We start from the raw sequence: 19313 nt of genomic DNA, 5'->3' as shown, positions 1-19313 counted from the left end.
CTAAATGATGAAAGATATAAAGAGAGCTGGGTGAATTGTAACCTCTCCATTCATTGAGTTTTTTCTTAAAAAATGCCTCTGTAGAATCCCCCTTCGCTATTCTCAGAGGAGTAATACGATGCGAGTAATCATGTTTGACAGGCAGTCAATATTTATTCATGGAGCGAAGTGCAGTTTGCAGAAATTAATTCCGGAAATAGATTTGACAGGAACTCGTCAGACTGATGAATTATGGGCACACTTATCTGCGTCACCTTCCGCTATCGTCATGATAGATGGGTATTTAATTCATGATAACGGTGTGGCTTTACCGGAAGAGATTATGAATCATTTTCCAACAGCGCGCGTGGTGCTGGTGTTAACGAAAAAAGAGCCTCGCTGGGTTGAGCAAATGCTACAGCGCAACGTGGTGGCAATAATCCCTCGTAATGCGAATCCCGAACGCTTTTCCGCCGTGCTGGATTCTGTATCGCGAGGGATGGTCTGTTTTCCCGGCGAGTGGATGAACCAGCACTCCTCTCATGATGAGCTGTCATTGTTAAGTGAGCGCCAGCGTGAGGTATTGAAATTACTGGCGGCCGGAGAGTCAAATAAAGAGATAGGTCGTAATCTCAATATCAGTGCGGCAACGGTAAAAGCCCATCTTGAGACGCTTTTCCGTCGTCTTGATGTCAAAAACCGGACGCAGGCCGCGATGTACTATACCCGGGCGACGGCCTGAAGGATCTTCTCTGGCAGAGGGGAATCTTCCCCAAAACTGAAGAGCGTTAATACCAGTGCATCATGCTGCTGTTGGGTTAATGGGCGTTTGTTCATTTCCCGCAGCAGCGACTCACATAAATGAATATCATTGAAAAGCAAATTCTCCGCCTCAGTCGGCGTGATGAGGCCGTTAAATTTTTCCCACTGGCGAATCACGTGACCGTAACCTATAACCCATATTCCCTTTTCGTCACGGTATTTCTCCAGGGAAAGACCCTGCTGTTTTTTAATTAATGCGATTGCAGCAGAAGATATCTGCATTGCATAACCCGTCATAAGCGTTTCCTCTTTATGGCGGAACTATAAAGGGAAAACAGCCCGGGGAATATCCGCCAAATGGCCGTTGATCAGGTTTTACTGAACAGATATTCCTTTTTCAGTAAACCGAATAGCCAGTCGTTATGCCATTGCCCTGAAAGGAAATAACTCTCGCGCAACTCACCTTCCAGCTGAAAACCTGTTTTTTCCAGCAGTCGCCTTGAGGCGATATTTCCCGCCGTCACGGTCGCGGTGAGCCGACGGATATTGCCCTGGGTCAGCGCGAAATCACACACCGCCCGCAGAGATTCAAAGCCGTAACCTTTCCCCTGCGCAGAGGGCGCAAAGAGAAAACCGACTTCGGCACAATCTGCTTCCCGGTGCACATAGCCGGTTACGCCCAGCGGCGTCTGGCTGGCCGTCTCACGCACCACAAGGCAGAGCCAGTGCGAGCTGCCCGGTGCCCACGGCAACAGACGAGACACAAAGGCCTCCCGAATGTCAGCCTCGCTACGCTCATGGGCGACAAAACGCATCACGTCAGGATTTTGCTGTAGCGACAGAAAAAAGGGCCAGTCTTGCTCTTGCAGCGGCAAGCAGGTGAGACGCGCGGTGGTTAAGGCGGGCATGACGATCCTCCGGAGACATTGCAAATGATTATAGGGTTGTCACTTTATTTCAACAGAAAGTCAGGTATGTTTAACCTCCTATAAATAAAAAGAAAAACGACTTTTAATGCCGCTTTGGCGGTACTCATTGTCTCTCAAGGAAAACAATGATGATTAGCTCATCGCATCATACCCGCGAACAGTTTGAACACTGTCTGGCGGCGATCCGCCAGGCGTCTGTTGAAATCTTACTTCTGTTGAATGTACATGTTTCTGAAGGAAAAGATCCACGCTGGTTTCTGGAACAACTGGATAGCGCCCGCCTGGGGCTGGGCGGGTGGGGCGCCGTAGCCAGAAAGCTGAACCTGAATGATGCGGAAATGACAGCCTTTACGCTGCAATTACGCTTGCTTCAGCAGCGCGTTCCCCAGTATGAAAGCGGGCAGGATGTCAGCGAAAACCAGCTGATTGCGGCGATGCGCTTCGTCACATCCCTTGAATATCTGCGTCTGCAACAGCCCCTTCTGACCTACGATACCGGGAGGGTGCCAGACAAGGCGAGCCAGCTCCAGGCGCAGAAACAGGTGCGTGCCATTGAGCTGATGATAAAAGGATTGATACAGCAGGCATGGCCCGATCCGGTGCGGCTGAATAATCATCTTAAGACCTTGTTTAATGCTGAACGTGTGCGTCGCTGGCTGAAAAACGGTGAAATTAATGATGTTCTGAGCGGCATGTTATTTAGTGAGCTGGCCCAGCTGCTGGTGGATAAGAAAGAATTTAGCCGCTACTACGCGTCGCTGTTTAACGCCCCGGACATGCTGACGCTGCTGGTAGAACCCCGCAAAACCCTGCAAACCTTCCTCGAAGATATCCGTCAAATCCGCAACAGCATCACCGTGCAGCAGCCGTTGAGCGGGGCGCAAATCCAGCTGCTCGACAGCTATTACACGCAGATCACCCGCTCCGTTCAGCGCGCGTTTGAGGAAGGGCGGACACGCGTTAACCCGGCGGCGCTGATGGCGGTGGATGAAAGCGAGCTGCATGCATTCTGGGAAAAGGCGCAAAAAATAGACCGCACAACAGGCGGCGATCTGTTTGAAGTGCGTGACAGCATAGAGAAACCGACTCAGCGCGCCGCGCGTACGCCAGAGCAGCGCGAACAGCTGATTTCCGGCGTGCTGTGGGGAGCGGTTGGCGTGATGGTTATCGCGATTGTCGTGGGGGGATTCTGGCTGGTGACCAGCAGTAAACCGCAGCCGGCTGTGGCCAGTACGGCATCTCCCGCACCGGTGCAGGAGATGCGCGAAACGCCTTCCTCGCGAGAAACGCTGACGCGGATGGGTGTCACCTGGGATGAAAACAACTTCCGTTCAGCGATTAGCCGCAACGATACCCGGGTGGCGCTCCTGTTTTTGCAGGGCGGGATGGACTGGAAAATGTCATGGACGGAGGAGGCGTTGTCGGCAGGCTACGATGACGTGCTGGAAGTGATGTTGCGCTACCGCCTGCAAATGACAGAGCAAAAGCCCTGCCGACGCTTTATTAATACGCTTAGCCATGCGATGGCGAACGGCGAATCGCTGACGTCTATGCGTAAGCAGTACCTGAAAGCATTCTGTACCGTCCCGGCGGTAGTGAAACGTCAGCAGCACGACGCCGATATGGCAACGCGCCGCGCGAAGACGCAGCCCGATGCCAGTACAAAAAAATGGCAGTCCATCCAGACTGCCATTTATGAGGTGATCCGCTGATTATTTTTCCCCCTCACCCCGGCCCTCTCCCCAAAGGGGCGAGGGAGAAAAGGCCGCACCGTTAAGTCCCCTCTCCCCTCAGGGGAGAGGGTCAGGGTGAGGGGTGAGACTCAGGGCTCCCCATACAGCCCAATCAACCGCCGCACCACCCCATTCGTCCAGCCGAAGCCATCCTGCAACGGATACTCCCCCCCGCCACCTTCGCGTGGCGTGCTGCTGGCGATATGGTACTTCTCAATCAGCTTATGATGGGTTTTGTAGTAATGGTTTACCGTGTGCAGCCAGCTCCAGGCGATCTCATCCCCCAGCGAGTCGTTGCCGTACTGCTTGAACCCCTGGATCGCCATCCATTGTAGCGGTGCCCAGCCGTTCGGCTTATCCCACTGCTCACCTGTTTCATATTCGGTGGCGAGAATACCGCCCGGCGTGAGCAGACGGGCTTTAACGGCATCGGACAGCCGTTCAGCCTGCTCATGGGTCGCCATGCCCACATACAGCGGCACAATGCTGGCCGCAGAGAACAGCGCCAGGGCTTCACGGCGCCAGTCGTAATCACGATAACAGCCGTTCTCTTCGTCCCACAGATAGCGGTTCACCGCCGCGCGCCGGTCGCTGGCTTTCTGGCGGAATAGTTCAGCCGTCTCTTTATCCCCTTTCGACGCTGAGATATTGGCGATAGCGCTCTCCAGTTTGAACAGGAATGCGTTCAAATCGATGGGGATAAATTGCGTCGTACGGATGCTAGCCAGCCGCGCAGGATCGCGCAGCCAGCGGGACGAGTAATCCCATCCTGAGGCTGCCCCGGCGCGCAGGTCGCGATACACCTCGTTCGGCGGACGACCGGAATGACGGGCGGTTTCAACGTCCTCAATCCAGGATTCATCCCGTGGCGTATCACGATCGTCCCAGTAGCGGTTGAGCAATGAGCCATCCGGCATGCGCACCGCACTGCGATAGGCCTGGTTGAGCAGCAGCGATTCCGCCCCGTCCATCCAGAAGGCGTACTCCATCTTGAGATGCTCAAGATAGCGCTTCGCCCCGCGCACGCCGTCCTCTTCAAACAGCTCCACCATCAGGGCAAAAACCGGCGGCTGGGAGCGGCTGAGGTAGTAGGTGCGGTTGCCGTTCGGGATATGTCCGTAGCGCTCAATCAGCCAGGCGAAGTTATCGGCCATGCATTTCAGCAGATCGTTACGACCGCTTTCTGCCAGCCCCAGCATGGAGAAATAAGAATCCCAGTAGTAGGTCTCGCTGAATCGCCCGCCGGGGACAATATAGGCCTGCGGCAGCGCCAGCAGCGACGACCACGGGATATGATCCTGCGGCTCGCGCGTCAGCACCGGCCACAGGTTATCAATGTGTTCTTTCAGGGAGAAGCCGGGATCAGAGACATACTCTTTGCTGTAGTCCTCCGGCAGCCAGAAGTGATTCTCCACAAAGCGCGCCAGGTCGAAATCACGGTGACGACGCACCTTGCGGTAGCGGATCAGGATATCCAGCGGGTCCATTTTCGGCGCGCAGTCTGGGAAAGTTTTGCTGTCCGCAAACAGCCGTGTCGACTGCACATGTTCGAACAGTTCAAGATAACGATCGGCAGGCGTCAGGGCATCGGAGGCAGGTAGCCCCTCGATCATTTCGGGTTCCGGCTCCGCCTCAATCATTTCATCCAGTTTCAACTCGCAGGGATCGGTCTCGTAGCGCAGCTCTTCTGCAATCTCGAACTCGATGTTCTCGGTAGCCTGTAGTTTCTGGTTGAACATGGTGATAAGGACCTCCGGTTGTGTGTTCTAAAAGACAGGTTTTTCCGGGCGTCTTATAAGCGTAGACATTCGCTTCGGTGGATGTGGAGGGATATGTGCGTTAGATCACGATTTTCGGAGCATTCGTTTTGCAACGATTTATGAATGTTAAAAAAATGCCCCTTTGAAGAGGGGCATCAATATCAACGCATTGTTACAAACTCTTCTGCCGCAGTGGGGTGGATCGCCACGGTGTTATCGAAGTCTTTTTTCGTTGCGCCCATCTTCAGCGCCACTGCGAAGCCCTGCAGGATCTCGTCCATGCCAAAGCCTATGCCGTGGATGCCGACGATCTTCTCGTCCGGGCCCACACAGACCAGCTTCATGCGGCACGGCTGACGGTGCGAGGTGACCGCGGTATACATCGCGGTAAACGCCGATTTATACACTTTCACCTGATCGTCGCCGTACTGCTCGCGCGCCTGCGGCTCGGTTAAGCCGACGGTGCCGATTGGCGGGTGGCTGAAGACCACGGTCGGGATGTTGCTGTAATCCAGATGTTCGTCCGGCTTGTTGTTAAACAGACGCTCGGAAAGACGACGCCCCGCGGCCACGGCAACCGGCGTCAGTTCTACGGCACCTGTGTTATCACCAACGGCATAAATACCCGGTACGCTGGTGTTCTGGAACTTATCAACGACGATGTAGCCTTTTTCATTGGTTTTCGCCCCGGTTTCGGCCAGGTTGAAGTTGTCGGTGGCCGGTTCACGACCAATCGCCCAGATCAGGCAATCAACGGTCTGGCTGCGGCCATCTTCCAGCTCCAGGGTCAGGCTACCGTCCGCATTTTTAACCACCGCTTTTGGCACGGCGTTGGTGTGCAGCGTTGGGCCTTCGGCGTTCATCACCTCAACCAGCGTGTCGACGATTAGCGGATCAAAGCTACGCAGCGGCGCGTGTTTACGCACAAACAGGTGCGCTTCCGCCCCAAGGCCGTTAATCACGCCAGCAAGCTCAACCGCGATGTAACCCGCGCCTACAATAGCAACGCGCTCTGGCAGAGCAGGCAGCTCGAAGAACCCGTCGGAGTCGATGCCGTATTCCGCGCCCGGAATGTTCGGATGGCTCGGACGGCCACCGGTGGCGATCAGGATGTGATCGGCGGTGATCGTCTCGCCGTTCACTTCGATCGTCTTCGCATCCACGAAACGGGCGAAGCCGCGGATCACGTCGACGTTATTCTTGCCCAGCACGTTATCGTACGAGGTGTGAATACGGTCGATATAGGCGGTACGGCTGGCGATCAGCTTATCCCAGTCGAAGTGGTTAATGGTGGTGTCAAAGCCGTAGTCCGGGCCATACATATGGATAGCTTCACGGATTTGCGCGGCATGCCACATCACTTTCTTCGGTACACAACCCACGTTTACGCAGGTGCCGCCGAGTTCTTTGGCTTCAATCAGCGCACACTTCTGGCCGTACATGGCCGCACGGTTGATGGAGGCGATGCCGCCGCTGCCGCCGCCGATTGCGATGTAGTCATAATGCTTAGTCATAGCTTTTGTCCTTAATCGTGAATTGCCGCGATTGTATACCTGAAATCAATAGGTTCCACCGATGGCTGCGATTACTCCGGCACGATCCAGCTTACGGTGGCGTGGCCCGTACCGGCTGGCACCAGCGTTTTGTGCAGCCACGGCAGCACGTTGTTCATCTGCGCTTCGAGCTTCCACGGCGGGTTAATCACAATCATGCCGGACGCGGTCATGCCGCGCTGGTCGCTGTCGGGGCGCACCGCCAGCTCAATCTGCAGGATTTTGCGGATGCCGGTCGCCTCCAGATCCTTGATCATGCGCTTAATTTGCGCGCGTAGCACTACCGGATACCACAGGGCATAGGTTCCGGTCGCAAAGCGTTTGTAACCTTCGTTGATACCGGCCACCACCGCCTGATAGTCGGTTTTGATTTCGTACGGCGGGTCGATCAGCACCAGGCCGCGACGCGAAACCGGCGGTAGTTTGGCTTTTAGCTGCTGGTAGCCATCGGCTTTGTCCACGCGGGCGCGGTTATCTTTCTGAAACTCAGCGCGCAGCAGCGGGAAGTCGCTTGGGTGCAGCTCGGTCAACTGGAGGCTGTCCTGCTCGCGCAGCAGCTGGCGGGCAATCAGCGGAGAGCCAGGGTAATAGCGCAGCTGGCCGTTGCGGTTGAAATGATTCACCACGCCGATGTACGGCTCCAGTTCGGCAGGCAGATCGTCCTGCTGCCAGATACGGGCGATGCCTTCCAGATATTCACCGGTACGCTCGGCATGTTCGCCGCTCAGCTGATAACGGCCCGCCCCCGCGTGGGTGTCCAGGTAGAGAAACGGCTTGTCTTTCTCTTTAAGCGCTTCAATGATCAGGCTCTGAACGGTGTGTTTAAGGACGTCGGCGTGGTTGCCAGCGTGGAAGCTGTGGCGATAACTGAGCATGGGTAATGATTTTCCGCTGAATTGACGATTTTCCACAGTTTACAGCAGAACGGCACAGATTACCCGTAGGCCCGGTAAGCGCAGCGCCACAGGGCGTTTTTCGACAACCTCCGGCATTGAAATCCTCTACACTTAACCCCATTACAGAAAACAATATGCACAGCGCCGGATGCGCGCTTCATTCATCTATTTCAACAGGACAGCGTTTATGACCAATCCATTACTGACGCCTTTTTCGTTGCCACCGTTTTCTAAAATCCTCCCTGAGCATGTGGTTCCAGCCGTTACCCAGTCGCTGGAAAACTGCCGCGCGGCGGTAGAGAACGTGGTCGCGCAGGGCGCGCCGTACACCTGGGAAAATCTGTGTCAGCCGCTGGCCGAAGTGGACGACGTGCTGGGGCGCATTTTCTCCCCGGTGAGCCACCTGAACTCGGTGAAAAACAGCCCGGAGCTGCGCGAAGCCTACGAACAGACCCTGCCGCTGCTCTCCGAGTACAGCACCTGGGTCGGCCAGCACGAGGGGCTCTACAAAGCCTACCGCGACCTGCGCGACGGCGACCATTATGCCGAACTGAACACGGCGCAGAAAAAATCGGTTGATAACGCGCTGCGTGATTTCGAACTGTCCGGGATTGGCCTGCCAAAAGAAAAACAGGTTCGCTACGGCGAAATCGCCGCGCGCCTGTCCGAGCTGGGCAACCAGTACAGCAACAACGTCCTCGACGCCACCATGGGCTGGACGAAGCTGATTACCGATGAATCCGAACTGGCCGGTATGCCGGAAAGTGCGCTGGCGGCGGCAAAAGCCCAGGCCGAAGCGAAAGAGCAGGAAGGCTTCCTGTTAACGCTGGATATCCCAAGCTATCTGCCAGTGATGACCTACTGCGACAACCAGGCCCTGCGCGAAGAGATGTACCGCGCCTACAGCACCCGCGCCTCCGATCAGGGGCCGAATGCCGGTAAGTGGGATAACAGCCCGGTGATGGCGGAGATCCTCTCCCTGCGCCACGAGCTGGCACAGCTGCTGGGCTTCGACAGCTACGCGGATAAATCCCTCGCCACCAAAATGGCCGAGAACCCACAGCAGGTGCTCGACTTCCTGACCGATCTGGCGAAACGCGCCCGTCCTCAGGGTGAAAAAGAGTTAGCCCAACTGCGCGCCTTTGCAAAAGCGGAGTTCGGCGTGGACGAGCTTCAGCCGTGGGATATCGCATACTACAGCGAAAAACAGAAACAGCACCTCTACAGCATCAGCGACGAACAACTGCGTCCGTACTTCCCGGAAAACAAAGCCGTCAACGGTCTGTTCGAGGTAGTGAAGCGCATCTACGGCATTACCGCGAAAGAGCGTACCGACATCGACGTCTGGCATCCGGACGTGCGCTTCTTCGAGCTGTATGACGAGAACAACGAGCTGCGCGGCAGCTTCTATCTCGATCTCTACGCGCGTGAGAACAAGCGCGGTGGGGCGTGGATGGACGACTGCGTGGGCCAGATGCGTAAAGCGGATGGTTCCCTGCAAAAACCTGTTGCCTACCTGACCTGTAACTTCAACCGTCCGGTGAGCGGCAAACCTGCTCTGTTTACCCACGATGAAGTGATCACCCTGTTCCACGAGTTCGGTCACGGCCTGCACCACATGCTGACCCGCATCGAAACCGCTGGCGTCGCCGGTATCAGCGGTGTGCCATGGGATGCGGTCGAGCTGCCAAGCCAGTTTATGGAGAACTGGTGCTGGGAGCCGGACGCGCTGGCGTTTATCTCCGGTCATTACGAAACGGGCGAACCGCTGCCGAAAGAACTGCTGGATAAAATGCTGGCGGCGAAAAACTACCAGGCGGCGATGTTTATCCTGCGTCAGCTGGAGTTCGGCCTGTTCGACTTCCGCCTGCACGCCGAGTTCAGCCCGGAGCAGGGGGCGAAAATCCTCGAAACCCTGGCTGAGATTAAAAAGCAGGTTGCCGTCATTCCAGGCCCGACCTGGGGACGCTTCCCGCACGCGTTCAGCCATATCTTCGCAGGCGGGTACGCCGCAGGCTACTACAGCTACCTGTGGGCCGACGTGCTGGCGGCGGATGCCTTCTCGCGCTTCGAAGAAGAGGGGATTTTCAACCGCGAAACCGGTCAGTCGTTCCTCGACAACATCCTGACCCGCGGCGGTTCAGAAGAGCCTATGGAGCTGTTCAAACGCTTCCGTGGCCGCGAGCCGCAGCTGGATGCGATGCTGGAGCATTACGGAATCAAAGGCTGATTGCTACGTGAAGATCTGCTTAGTAGATGAAACAGGCGCCGGTGACGGCGCCTTATCTGTTCTGGCGGCCCGCTGGGAGCTGGAACATGATGAAAAGAACCTGATGGCGCTGGTGATGACGCCGGAACATCTGGAGCTGCGCAAGCGCGATGAGCCAAAGCTTGGCGGGATTTTTGTCGATTTTGTCGGCGGCGCGATGGCGCATCGGCGTAAGTTCGGCGGCGGTCGCGGCGAAGCGGTGGCCAAGGCGGTTGGCATTAAAGGGAGCTATCTTCCGGACGTGGTGGACGCCACGGCGGGGCTGGGGCGCGATGCGTTTGTGCTGGCCTCGGTGGGCTGCCGTGTGCGGATGCTGGAGCGTAATCCGGTTGTCGCCGCGCTGCTCGACGACGGGCTGACGCGAGGCTATGCGGACCTGGAAATCGGCTCGTGGTTACAGGAACGTTTGCAACTTATTCATGCCTCCAGCCTGACGGCGCTGACCGATATCACCCCGCGCCCGCAGGTGGTTTATCTCGACCCCATGTTCCCGCATAAGCAGAAAAGCGCGCTGGTGAAGAAAGAGATGCGGGTGTTTCAGTCGCTGGTGGGGCCAGATTTAGATGCCGATGGCCTGCTGGAGCCGGCTCGTCAACTGGCGACGAAGCGGGTGGTGGTGAAACGTCCTGACTATGCGCCGCCGCTGGCGGACGTTGCGACCACTAACGCGGTGACCACCAAAGGGCATCGCTTTGATATCTATTCAGGTACGCCGGAATAAAAAAAGCCGGGTGGCGGCTTCGCCTTACCCGGCCTACATTCAGTGCCGCTTGTAGGCCCGGTATGTGTTAGCGCCACCGGGCTTTTTTGCACTTATTCGTCTTCTTCGTCACGCAGTGGAACAATCAGCATATCCACGTGTACGGTGTTAATCAGCTGACGTGCGGAAGACATCAGTTTGCTCCAGAAGTCCTGATGGTGACCGCATACCACCAGGTCCATATCGTATTTCTTAATCGCATCAACCAGCACCTGGCCCAGATCGCCGCTACCGCTTAAGGTTTCTGTGATTGGATAGCCCGCGTTGGTAGAAAGCTCGCTCAGCGCGTGGTGAGTCTCTTCGGAGATGCGTTTCTGCATATCGCCGAGATTCACGTCGATCAGACCGGTGTAGAGGTCGGAGTAATTCACATCAACGTGAATCAGCGAAACTTTCGCGTTGTAGGGACGTGCCATGGATACTGCTTTATCAACCAGCACTTTACTCTCCGGGGAGAGGTCTACCGCGATAAGAATGTGTTTGTAAGCCATAGTGTTACTCCTTCCTTAAGTTATCGATGACTAAATGGGAAAGCCGTCGTCTGATGCTTTCATTACGGCCCAGTTAAACATATTTTTCAAGCTTTGGTGTTGATAACGATTAACCTTGTGGCAAAAAAATTAACGGATCTCCTACACTATTTAATGAGCCGTTCGGATATTAAAACGCGAACCGGATCGACTTTTAGTCATTCTTTCACTGAACTGTCTGTCAGGGCATTGGGGTGCGGTAGCTCAGGAGCCTTGCTTCGTGGGTGGACGCCGGGGAGGATGTATGATTAGCACCGTCGCATTGTTTTGGGCGTTATGCGTGGTTTGCATAGTGAATATGGCGCGCTACTTCTCATCGTTACGTGCGCTGTTAGTGGTACTTCGTGGTTGCGATCCGTTGCTTTATCAATATGTGGACGGTGGAGGGTTCTTCACCTCGCACGGACAGCCCAGCAAGCAGATGCGTCTGGTGGGGTATATCTACTACCAGCGCTACCGCGATCACCACGATGAAGAGTTTATCCGTCGCTGCGAGCGCCTGCGTCGTCAGTTCATTTTGACCAGCGCCCTGTGTGGTCTGGTTGTGGTGAGTATGATTGCGCTGATGATATGGCACTGAGCATAAAAAAAGCGGGCCAGTTTCCTGACCCGCTTTTTTGTCGCCTTCAGCCGATTAAATAAGCTTCAGCGAAATCCAGTACAGACCGCCAGACAGCAGGATGGACGCCGGGAGGGTGAACACCCAGGCCATCAGAATGTTGGTCACGGTTTTACGCTGCAAACCGCCGCCGTCAACAATCATGGTACCTGCCACGGACGAAGAGAGTACGTGGGTGGTGGAGACTGGCATACCGGTGTAGCTCGCCAGACCGATAGACACTGCCGCCGTCATCTGCGCGGACATGCCCTGAGCATAGGTCATGCCTTTCTTACCGATCTTCTCACCGATGGTGGTCGCCACACGACGCCAGCCAATCATCGTACCGATACCCAGCGCCAACGCGACCGCCATGATGATCCAGATTGGCGCGTACTCAATGGTGTTGAGCATATCGCCTTTCAGTTTCTTCAGCAGACGCTTATCGTCAGCATTGACCTCTGGCAGCTTCGCGACTTTATCGGTCACGTCGGAGATACAGAGCATGATACGACGCAGCTGACCACGCTGTTCTACAGCCAGTTTGTCGTAGCTTTCGATATCGGCCAGCATGCCTTTCGCACGTTCCAGCGCGTTAATCGCGTTTGCCGGGTGGCAATGGAACTCGCCCGGTGCAGTCAGTGCGCCAGAGTCAGGAGAAGGGATCAACTGGTCTACGCCGGTCGCTTTCTTCAGCAAATCAGGATGCTGCTGGAAGTAAGTCTCAACGTTGTTTACCGCATCACGGGTACGGGTGATCTCATAGCCAGAGGCGTTCATGTTAACCACGAAGCCTGCCGGTGCGACGCCAATCAGAACCAGCATCACCAGACCGATACCTTTCTGACCATCGTTCGCGCCATGAGAGAAGGCGACGCCGATAGCGGAAATGATCAGCGCGATACGTGTCCAGAACGGCGGCTTTTTCTTGCCGTCTTTCTTCTCACGCTCTGCTGGCGTCAGGTGGATACGTGCACGTTTCTTCGTGTTGCTCCAGTAGCGACGCAGGATGAAAATCAATCCACCCGCTACCACCAGACCGACGATAGGGGAGATGATCAGAGAGCCGAAAATACCCAGTACTTTAGGAAGGTTCAGCGCATCAACAACCGATGTACCGGTCATCAGGGCGTTAGTTAAACCGATACCGATAATCGCGCCGATAAGGGTGTGAGAGCTGGATGCCGGCAGGCCGAAATACCAGGTACCGAGGTTCCAGATAATCGCAGCAAGCAGCATTGAGAACACCATGGCCAGGCCATGACCGGAACTCACGTTAAGCAGCAGATCCGTTGGCAGCATATGCACAATGGCATAGGCAACGCTCAGTCCGCCCAGGAGGACACCAAAAAAGTTAAATACCGCCGCCATAACGACCGCAAGCTGCGATCGCATTGCGCGAGTGTAGATAACCGTTGCAACTGCGTTTGCAGTGTCGTGGAAGCCATTGATCGCTTCGTAAAACAGCACAAAAACCAGAGCAAGCAATAATAAAAGCCCGGTATGTAAATCCAGGCCGGCAAACAAATGTAGCATAGGACGTTACGCCATTTTGAGGACATGAACGCGGCGCATTATCCAGGACAAATGCGCAACGGGCAAAGTGAAATATAGACTTTTTTTGACATACCACCTGATTTGAGAAATGTGCCTGAATAGATAATCTTTAAATATCAATGAAATGGCTTTGTAATATCTTTTTACGCTGGTGCGACCACTGAGGAAACTTTACAATCCGCGGCAGTTAACGAAGAGGATTTTGACGTGGAAAGGTTTGATGCCGTAGTAATTGGCGCCGGTGCGGCGGGTATGTTTTGTGCGGCAATGGCCGGACAAGCGGGTCGTCGTGTGCTGCTGCTGGATAACGGAAAAAAGCCTGGCCGCAAGATCCTGATGTCCGGTGGCGGGCGCTGCAATTTCACTAATCTTTATGTCGAGCCTGCGGCCTATTTGAGCCAGAACCGTCATTTTTGTAAATCTGCGCTGGCGCGCTACACGCAGTGGGATTTCATCGAACTGGTGGGTAAACACGGTATCGCGTGGCATGAGAAGACGCTGGGACAGCTGTTCTGCGACGACTCTGCCCAGCAAATCGTGGATATGCTGGTGGCCGAGTGCGAGAAAGGCGGCGTAGTCATGCGCCTGCGCACCGAAGTGCTGGACGTCGCCCGTAACGAGCAAGGGTACACGCTGCAACTCAACGGCGAAACCGTCAGCGCCGATAACCTGGTGATCGCCAGCGGCGGCCTCTCGATGCCGGGGCTGGGTGCCTCACCGTTCGGCTACAAAATCGCCGAGCAGTTTGGCCTGAAAGTATTACCCACGCGCGCCGGGCTGGTGCCGTTCACGCTGCATAAGCCGCTGCTGGAACAGCTTCAGACGCTCTCCGGCGTGTCTGTGCCGTCGGTCATTACGGCCGAAGACGGCACGGTGTTCCGCGAAAACCTGCTCTTTACCCATCGCGGTCTCTCGGGGCCAGCGGTATTGCAGATCTCCAGCTACTGGCAGCCGGGGGAGTTTGTCTCCGTAAACCTGGTGCCGGACTGCGATCTGGACGCCTTCCTCAATGAGCAACGCGCCGCGCACCCGAATCAAAGCCTGAAAAATACCCTGGCGATGCAGCTGCCGAAGCGTCTCGTGGAGTGCTTGCAGGTGTTAGGGCAAATTCCGGATGTTGCGCTTAAGCAGCTCAACAGCCGCGAGCAGGACACGCTGGTGGAGACGCTGACGAACTGGCGCGTGCAGCCAAACGGCACCGAAGGCTACCGCACGGCGGAAGTGACGCTGGGCGGCGTGGATACAAACGAACTCTCATCCCGCACGATGGAAGCCCGCAACGTGCCGGGTCTTTATTTCATTGGTGAAGTGATGGACGTGACCGGCTGGCTCGGCGGGTATAACTTCCAGTGGGCGTGGGCCAGTGCCTGGGCATGCGCGCAGGCACTCGCTGATGTCCGAGGACAATAAAGTTGTACACAAAGCACTAAAGTTGTAACCATTCTCAAAAAACGACGCTAATGTTGTATACTTACTGAATGTGTGGTTATAGGGTTGGAGACTATAAAATGCACATATAGGTACGTATCAATGTCGTTTTTAGGGTACGATCATGGCTAGGGGTAGGCGTCTCAAATCCTATTTGGATTATGAAAATGCGCTAGGTGACGGCATAGGAGTGGGCTATGGCCAAAGTTATCAGCCCTGGCTTAGAGCTCAGGACGTTAAATCCCGTGGAAACCGTTCGATAGTCTTTGGCCTTAAGACGTTTCGAAACCATCATCTCCTTTCTTCTGTCGAAAGTAACTTTTTCTATCTGGCTGAGTTTAATGACTCGGTGATTGATATCCGGGAACAATTCCCACTCTTTCCTCTCCGGCTTACCCAACAAATAGCAAATCATCTACATTTTCAACATCCTATGGTGAGGGGAGTAAGAGGAGTACCTGTCGAAGTTCTGAATGTTATGACAACCGATTTTTTACTGACCTTGAGAACTCCTGAAGGCGGACTTCGATACAAAGCTATAGCAGTAAAACATAACGAGAGCATACCTGAACGCGAAGCCCAAAAACTTGAAATAGAGAGGATGTTTTGGCAGTTGATTGATGTTGAGTTTCAAATTTATGTTGGCTCGGAACTCAATAACGTCGTCGGTAAAAACATTTGCTGGGCTACTTCTGTATTAAGAGATGGTTCTGAATTTTATGATAAATATCCTCTTGATAAAATCCTATGGAAGCTTAAACCAGATGTTTATCCCATAGTAGGACTACGTGCAATGATTTCATCAATCTTTGGGGTAGATGCACAAGAAGCGATGATGTTATTGCAGGCAATGATTGGATTAAAAATGATAAATGTTGATTTATCATATCCAATACTCGAAACCGGTCTGATAAAGATAATTTCCAATGACCACTATATAGGACTGAACGCAAATGGATATTATTAGGAATTCAGTCTGGCTCTCTCAAGGCACTGATTTGCTTGCAGAGGGACTTTACCGTGTTTTGGATTTTGACAGAAAGGTCGATTTGTTAATTTTGTTTAAAATAAAATCAGAAAGAACGGGTAAGCCAATCCCTTTCTCATTTTCAATGTTTAAATATTATATTGAATCAAATAGCATAACTTGTAAAGATTATATATATCCTTCATATATGTTAGTAGATGAGAAAGAATTAACAGATAAAGACAGAGGAAGGCGAGATGAAAATTACAATATCATTAAAGATCTTGTAGATGACAGAATGTTTCTGTTCGACTATGCATTACATAAAAAGTCGCACCTTTTAATGGATTACTCAAGAAATAAAAAAATATCACAATATACTATCAGAACGCTTCTGGCGTTGTATTGGCGACATGGGCAGGATATTTATGCATTGCTACCCGCATTCTCGAACTGTGGCGCCGCTGGGAAAAGTAGAATCAAACATGAAATTAAACTTGGGAATTCCAAAAAAAACAGAGCATTACCTAATGAACGATCACGTGTTTTCATTCTTAATGAAAGAGATATAAATAATATTAGAAAATCTCTCATTACGTATCATTATAAAGTTAACGGAGATACGATAAAGAAAACATTAGAGAGACATATTGATTTGTATTTTAGGGATGAAATTAAAACAGCAAACCTAGAAAATAGAGCTCCATATGTTCCTTCTTTAAAACAATTTTCATACTGGAATAAAAAACTCTTCACTAAAGATTTCTCGATAAATAAGAAGAACACGAAAAAAGAAATAGACCTCAAAATGCGGGCGCTTTTAGGTAGTGTGGCTAATACAACTGTTTTGCCGGGTGATGTTTTCGAAATAGACTCAACTGTCGCTGATGTACATCTTATTTCGAGTTTAAACAGACGAAAAGTCATTGGGCGTCCTACTATTTATACAGTGGTGGATCGTGCAACAAGAATGATTGTTGGCCTTCATGTTTCTTTATACCATGCTTCATGGCGAGCCGCCCGACAAGCGTTAGCAAATTGCTTTATGCCAAAAAAAGAATATTGTAGATTATTTGGAATCTCTATTACTGATGATGATTGGCCTTGTTCTCACATTCCATTAACATTGATGTGTGACAACGGGGAGATGATTGGTCTTAAACCTCAGGAAGAGATGACCCCCCTGACAAAACTTGAGTTTGCGCCAGTCGGTAGAGGCGACAGAAAAAGCATTGTTGAACGCTGTTTCGGCATTCTGAATGATGAGGTTATTCATAGGCTTATTGGAACAACACGAAGGGGAAAGATTGTTAAAGGAGAGCCAACACCGCAATCCAGGGCTTGTTTAACGATTCAGGAGGTCACGTCTTTACTGATTCGGGAGATACTTGCACATAATCAGAGAACGTATGAGGAACTGGCTTATATCAATCCCTTACTGATTGAAAATGATCTCGTAATATCACCAAAAAATAGTTGGATGATAAGCTTAAAGCACGGGAGATTCAGCGCAAGAGCCGTTGGGGCCGACGAAGTGATCGCACGATTGTTAATCCCTGTGAACGCTAACATTACCGCCGGTGGGATTCAGTACAATAATCTTTTTTATGAATGTGATCCTGAAATTGCATCAGGTGTCAGAGTATTTGGAAGAACCACTTGTGAAGCAAGAATAGATGACAATTGCGTAGATTATATATATGTAAGATTTGACAAAAATAGCATTTTCAAAAAACATTACCTACTTAAGAAAAGAGATGTATTTAAAGGGAAAGCTCATCTTGATACAGATGTAATGGCTGATTGGGTAGATACTCAAAAAGAAATTAATTTATTTACTCTGGATTCGCTCAGCAATATCAATAATAAAGATGAATTTAACAGGAAAGGTAACGAAAGATTAAATGAAATATACGAATCTCGCCGGGTACATGGTAAAGATATTAAAAAGAACAGGAAAAATGAACTTGATTCATTAGGGCGAACTCATGTTGCTAATGGAAGATCTGAACCCCTACTTCCTTCATCCAGTAATGTTCTGCTTTTGCCTGGCCGGGAGGAGAAACAAAGATGGTTAAAAGGTAAGAAGAAGACTGAGGACGCAGAATAATGAATCTTATACGGCGCGTTTCAGCGATATATAAAGAACAGGAGTTACCTGAGTATCGTGGCAATCCCTTAATTGAAGCACTTCCTGAAGCGCTTACGGAAGATGAAGTACTTCTGGAAATGAGTTATTTCCCCGAAATTGACGAAAAAATCCGCTGGACTGCCCCGGCGAATGTTAGAGAGCAGTATGTCGAACGTATAAAGAAATTCCGTTGCCCTCAAACCAATCTTATCCAGGCTTATAAGATGATCTTACGGGCACTTAGGGAAAGCTATGCAGCTCGTAATCCTTTAAAAAGCGGAACAATTCAATATCTTCATTACTATGGAAATGAGCGTCCTGATATTGAGCCAGAAAGTGGATATTTTAAATCCCAGGCTGAAACTATTACGATAGTTGGAATGAGTGGTTCTGGAAAAACTACCATGATTGAGCAAGTCATGGATCATTTCCCTCAGATTATAGAACACAGCAGCTATAAAGGAGTTTTTCCCGGCTTCAGTAAGCAAATTGTATGGGTAAAGATTAATTGTCCATACAATTCAAGTGTGAGAGACCTTTGTGAAGAGATTTTACAAAAATTAGATGATGCAATTGGTATTGAACGAACTACACCTGAGATTAGAAATGGTGCTCTGGCTCGCCAGATTGCACAAAGAATTAAATCATCATTTTTGGGTATCCTTGTTATTGATGAAATGCAGAGGCTTAAATTTTCAAGAACCGGGGGTGAGAGTAAGTTGATTGATTTTTTACATGAAATTGTAGATTCCATGGGGGTATCTATGGTTTTTTGTGGAAATCATCCTTTTGACGAGACGCTGACAAAGAAAATGAGAATTGCCAGGCGGGCAGAGTCTGGTGGTTACATGAAAATTAAGAATGTTAGATACGATTCACAAGACTGGCAATCGTTTATTCATTATTTATGGCCATTACAATGGACAAATGTTGAAACTCCATTAAATGATGAGTTAAACGAAAAATTATTCATTTTATCTAAAGGCAATATTGGATTGGCTCAGATGATTTATCGGGGGGCACAATTAAAGGTTATCGGTAGCGGCAATGAAATCATCACTGGCGCAGTCTTGTCGGCCTCTGTACCGGTACTCGTGAGTCATACGGAGGAATATAAGGATACTCCACTCCCGGGGGCCGCGACTGAAGATGAGGAAGCTAAATGGCTCTCTGCATCTAATGAGGGTGATGCTTCGGCTAAAATCATGGCAGAGAAGTCCCTAAAGTCTTTGATCCCTGGGGATATAGACAGGCCACAGCACAAGGAATTCGTAGGAAAAATAGACGAGGTTTTGCGCAATTTCGACGAGAAAATACTGTCTCTTGACCACGATCTTGTTATCAACAGAACAGCTGAAAAGAAAAATACCTACGATGCTCTTCAGCGTTGCGGGCTTATAAATATAGATCCACTTAATAAATTGTAATGAGGTAACAGTTCGTAACGGTCAAAGAGAGGTG

At 51.6% G+C, this 19313-nt stretch carries 16 protein-coding genes; 9 read left to right on the top strand and 7 right to left on the bottom strand.

Annotated elements, in window-relative coordinates; genetic code table 11:
• The first annotated feature begins 118 nt into the window (after positions 1-118).
• Positions 119-721 (top strand): response regulator transcription factor, encoded by a 603-nt coding sequence (locus ACQG0S_RS21405; protein ID WP_426750754.1) that lies wholly within the window; start codon positions 119-121, stop codon positions 719-721.
• Here the strand turns inward: ACQG0S_RS21405 and ACQG0S_RS21400 are convergent.
• Both ACQG0S_RS21400 and ACQG0S_RS21395 read right to left on the bottom strand, forming a co-directional pair.
• Complete coding sequence (locus ACQG0S_RS21400; protein WP_022649714.1) at positions 700-1038, bottom strand: lysozyme; 339 nt, start codon at positions 1036-1038, stop codon at positions 700-702. The two genes, ACQG0S_RS21405 and ACQG0S_RS21400, sit on opposite strands and share 22 nt — an antisense overlap.
• Positions 1039-1109: 71 nt before the next feature.
• Positions 1110-1649 carry a GNAT family N-acetyltransferase gene (locus ACQG0S_RS21395; protein ID WP_038416887.1) on the bottom strand — a complete coding sequence of 180 codons (540 nt, stop codon included), beginning with the start codon at positions 1647-1649 and terminating at the stop codon, positions 1110-1112.
• Between the two features lie 146 nt (positions 1650-1795).
• Here ACQG0S_RS21395 and ACQG0S_RS21390 point away from each other — a divergent pair, with 146 nt between their 5' ends.
• Complete coding sequence (locus tag ACQG0S_RS21390) at positions 1796-3382, top strand: STY4199 family HEPN domain-containing protein (RefSeq protein WP_063138091.1); 1587 nt, start codon at positions 1796-1798, stop codon at positions 3380-3382.
• 110 nt (positions 3383-3492) lie between these two features.
• Here the strand turns inward: ACQG0S_RS21390 and ACQG0S_RS21385 are convergent, their stop codons facing one another.
• The 3 genes from ACQG0S_RS21385 to ACQG0S_RS21375 all read right to left on the bottom strand — a co-directional run bounded on the left by ACQG0S_RS21385 (position 3493) and on the right by ACQG0S_RS21375 (position 7591).
• Positions 3493-5142 carry an alpha,alpha-trehalase gene (locus tag ACQG0S_RS21385; protein WP_022649711.1) on the bottom strand — a complete coding sequence of 550 codons (1650 nt, stop codon included), beginning with the start codon at positions 5140-5142 and terminating at the stop codon, positions 3493-3495.
• A gap of 182 nt (positions 5143-5324) precedes the next feature.
• Positions 5325-6677, bottom strand: coding sequence for a glutathione-disulfide reductase (gene gorA / locus ACQG0S_RS21380; protein ID WP_048966514.1), 1353 nt, complete (start codon positions 6675-6677; stop codon positions 5325-5327).
• A 71-nt stretch (positions 6678-6748) separates the two neighbouring features.
• On the bottom strand, positions 6749-7591 hold the full coding sequence (locus ACQG0S_RS21375) for a 23S rRNA (adenine(2030)-N(6))-methyltransferase RlmJ (RefSeq protein ID WP_022649709.1): 843 nt from the start codon (positions 7589-7591) through the stop codon (positions 6749-6751).
• 208 nt (positions 7592-7799) lie between these two features.
• Between ACQG0S_RS21375 and prlC the strand changes: the two genes are divergently transcribed.
• Positions 7800-9842 carry an oligopeptidase A gene (gene prlC, locus ACQG0S_RS21370; RefSeq protein WP_048966515.1) on the top strand — a complete coding sequence of 681 codons (2043 nt, stop codon included), beginning with the start codon at positions 7800-7802 and terminating at the stop codon, positions 9840-9842.
• Positions 9843-9849: 7 nt separating this feature from the next.
• On the top strand, positions 9850-10602 hold the full coding sequence (gene rsmJ / locus ACQG0S_RS21365; protein WP_048966516.1) for a 16S rRNA (guanine(1516)-N(2))-methyltransferase RsmJ: 753 nt from the start codon (positions 9850-9852) through the stop codon (positions 10600-10602).
• 92 nt (positions 10603-10694) lie between these two features.
• Here rsmJ and uspA read toward each other — a convergent pair whose 3' ends face one another.
• Positions 10695-11132 (bottom strand): universal stress protein UspA, encoded by a 438-nt coding sequence (uspA, locus tag ACQG0S_RS21360; protein WP_003861223.1) that lies wholly within the window; start codon positions 11130-11132, stop codon positions 10695-10697.
• Positions 11133-11415: 283 nt separating this feature from the next.
• Here uspA and uspB point away from each other — a divergent pair, with 283 nt between their 5' ends.
• On the top strand, positions 11416-11751 hold the full coding sequence (gene uspB, locus ACQG0S_RS21355; protein WP_003861224.1) for a universal stress protein UspB: 336 nt from the start codon (positions 11416-11418) through the stop codon (positions 11749-11751).
• Between the two features lie 54 nt (positions 11752-11805).
• On the opposite strand, the gene pitA is transcribed toward uspB, so the two are convergent.
• Positions 11806-13305, bottom strand: a complete 1500-nt coding sequence (gene pitA / locus ACQG0S_RS21350) for an inorganic phosphate transporter PitA (protein WP_022649706.1) — start codon at positions 13303-13305, stop codon at positions 11806-11808.
• A 228-nt stretch (positions 13306-13533) separates the two neighbouring features.
• On the opposite strand from pitA, the gene ACQG0S_RS21345 reads away from it, so the two are divergent.
• From ACQG0S_RS21345 to ACQG0S_RS21330, 4 genes are all read left to right on the top strand, one after another.
• Positions 13534-14736: an NAD(P)/FAD-dependent oxidoreductase gene (locus tag ACQG0S_RS21345; protein WP_057059999.1), complete on the top strand. Its 1203-nt coding sequence runs from the start codon at positions 13534-13536 to the stop codon at positions 14734-14736.
• 142 nt (positions 14737-14878) lie between these two features.
• Positions 14879-15721, top strand: a complete 843-nt coding sequence (locus tag ACQG0S_RS21340; protein WP_000090707.1) for a TnsA endonuclease N-terminal domain-containing protein — start codon at positions 14879-14881, stop codon at positions 15719-15721.
• Positions 15708-17831 (top strand): transposase, encoded by a 2124-nt coding sequence (locus tag ACQG0S_RS21335; RefSeq protein WP_000351437.1) that lies wholly within the window; start codon positions 15708-15710, stop codon positions 17829-17831. Before ACQG0S_RS21340 ends, ACQG0S_RS21335 begins: the two co-directional genes overlap by 14 nt.
• Positions 17831-19279 carry an ATP-binding protein gene (locus ACQG0S_RS21330; protein WP_001049180.1) on the top strand — a complete coding sequence of 483 codons (1449 nt, stop codon included), beginning with the start codon at positions 17831-17833 and terminating at the stop codon, positions 19277-19279. Before ACQG0S_RS21335 ends, ACQG0S_RS21330 begins: the two co-directional genes overlap by 1 nt.
• The last annotated feature ends 34 nt before the right edge of the window (positions 19280-19313 follow it).

Origin of the sequence: Enterobacter cloacae complex sp. 418I7, from assembly GCF_050030705.1 — a bacterium.
GTDB classification, from domain to species: Bacteria; Pseudomonadota; Gammaproteobacteria; order Enterobacterales; family Enterobacteriaceae; genus Enterobacter; species Enterobacter intestinihominis.
The sequence above is the reverse complement of the archived record's forward strand: the minus strand, read 5'-3'. Positions and strand labels throughout refer to the sequence as shown.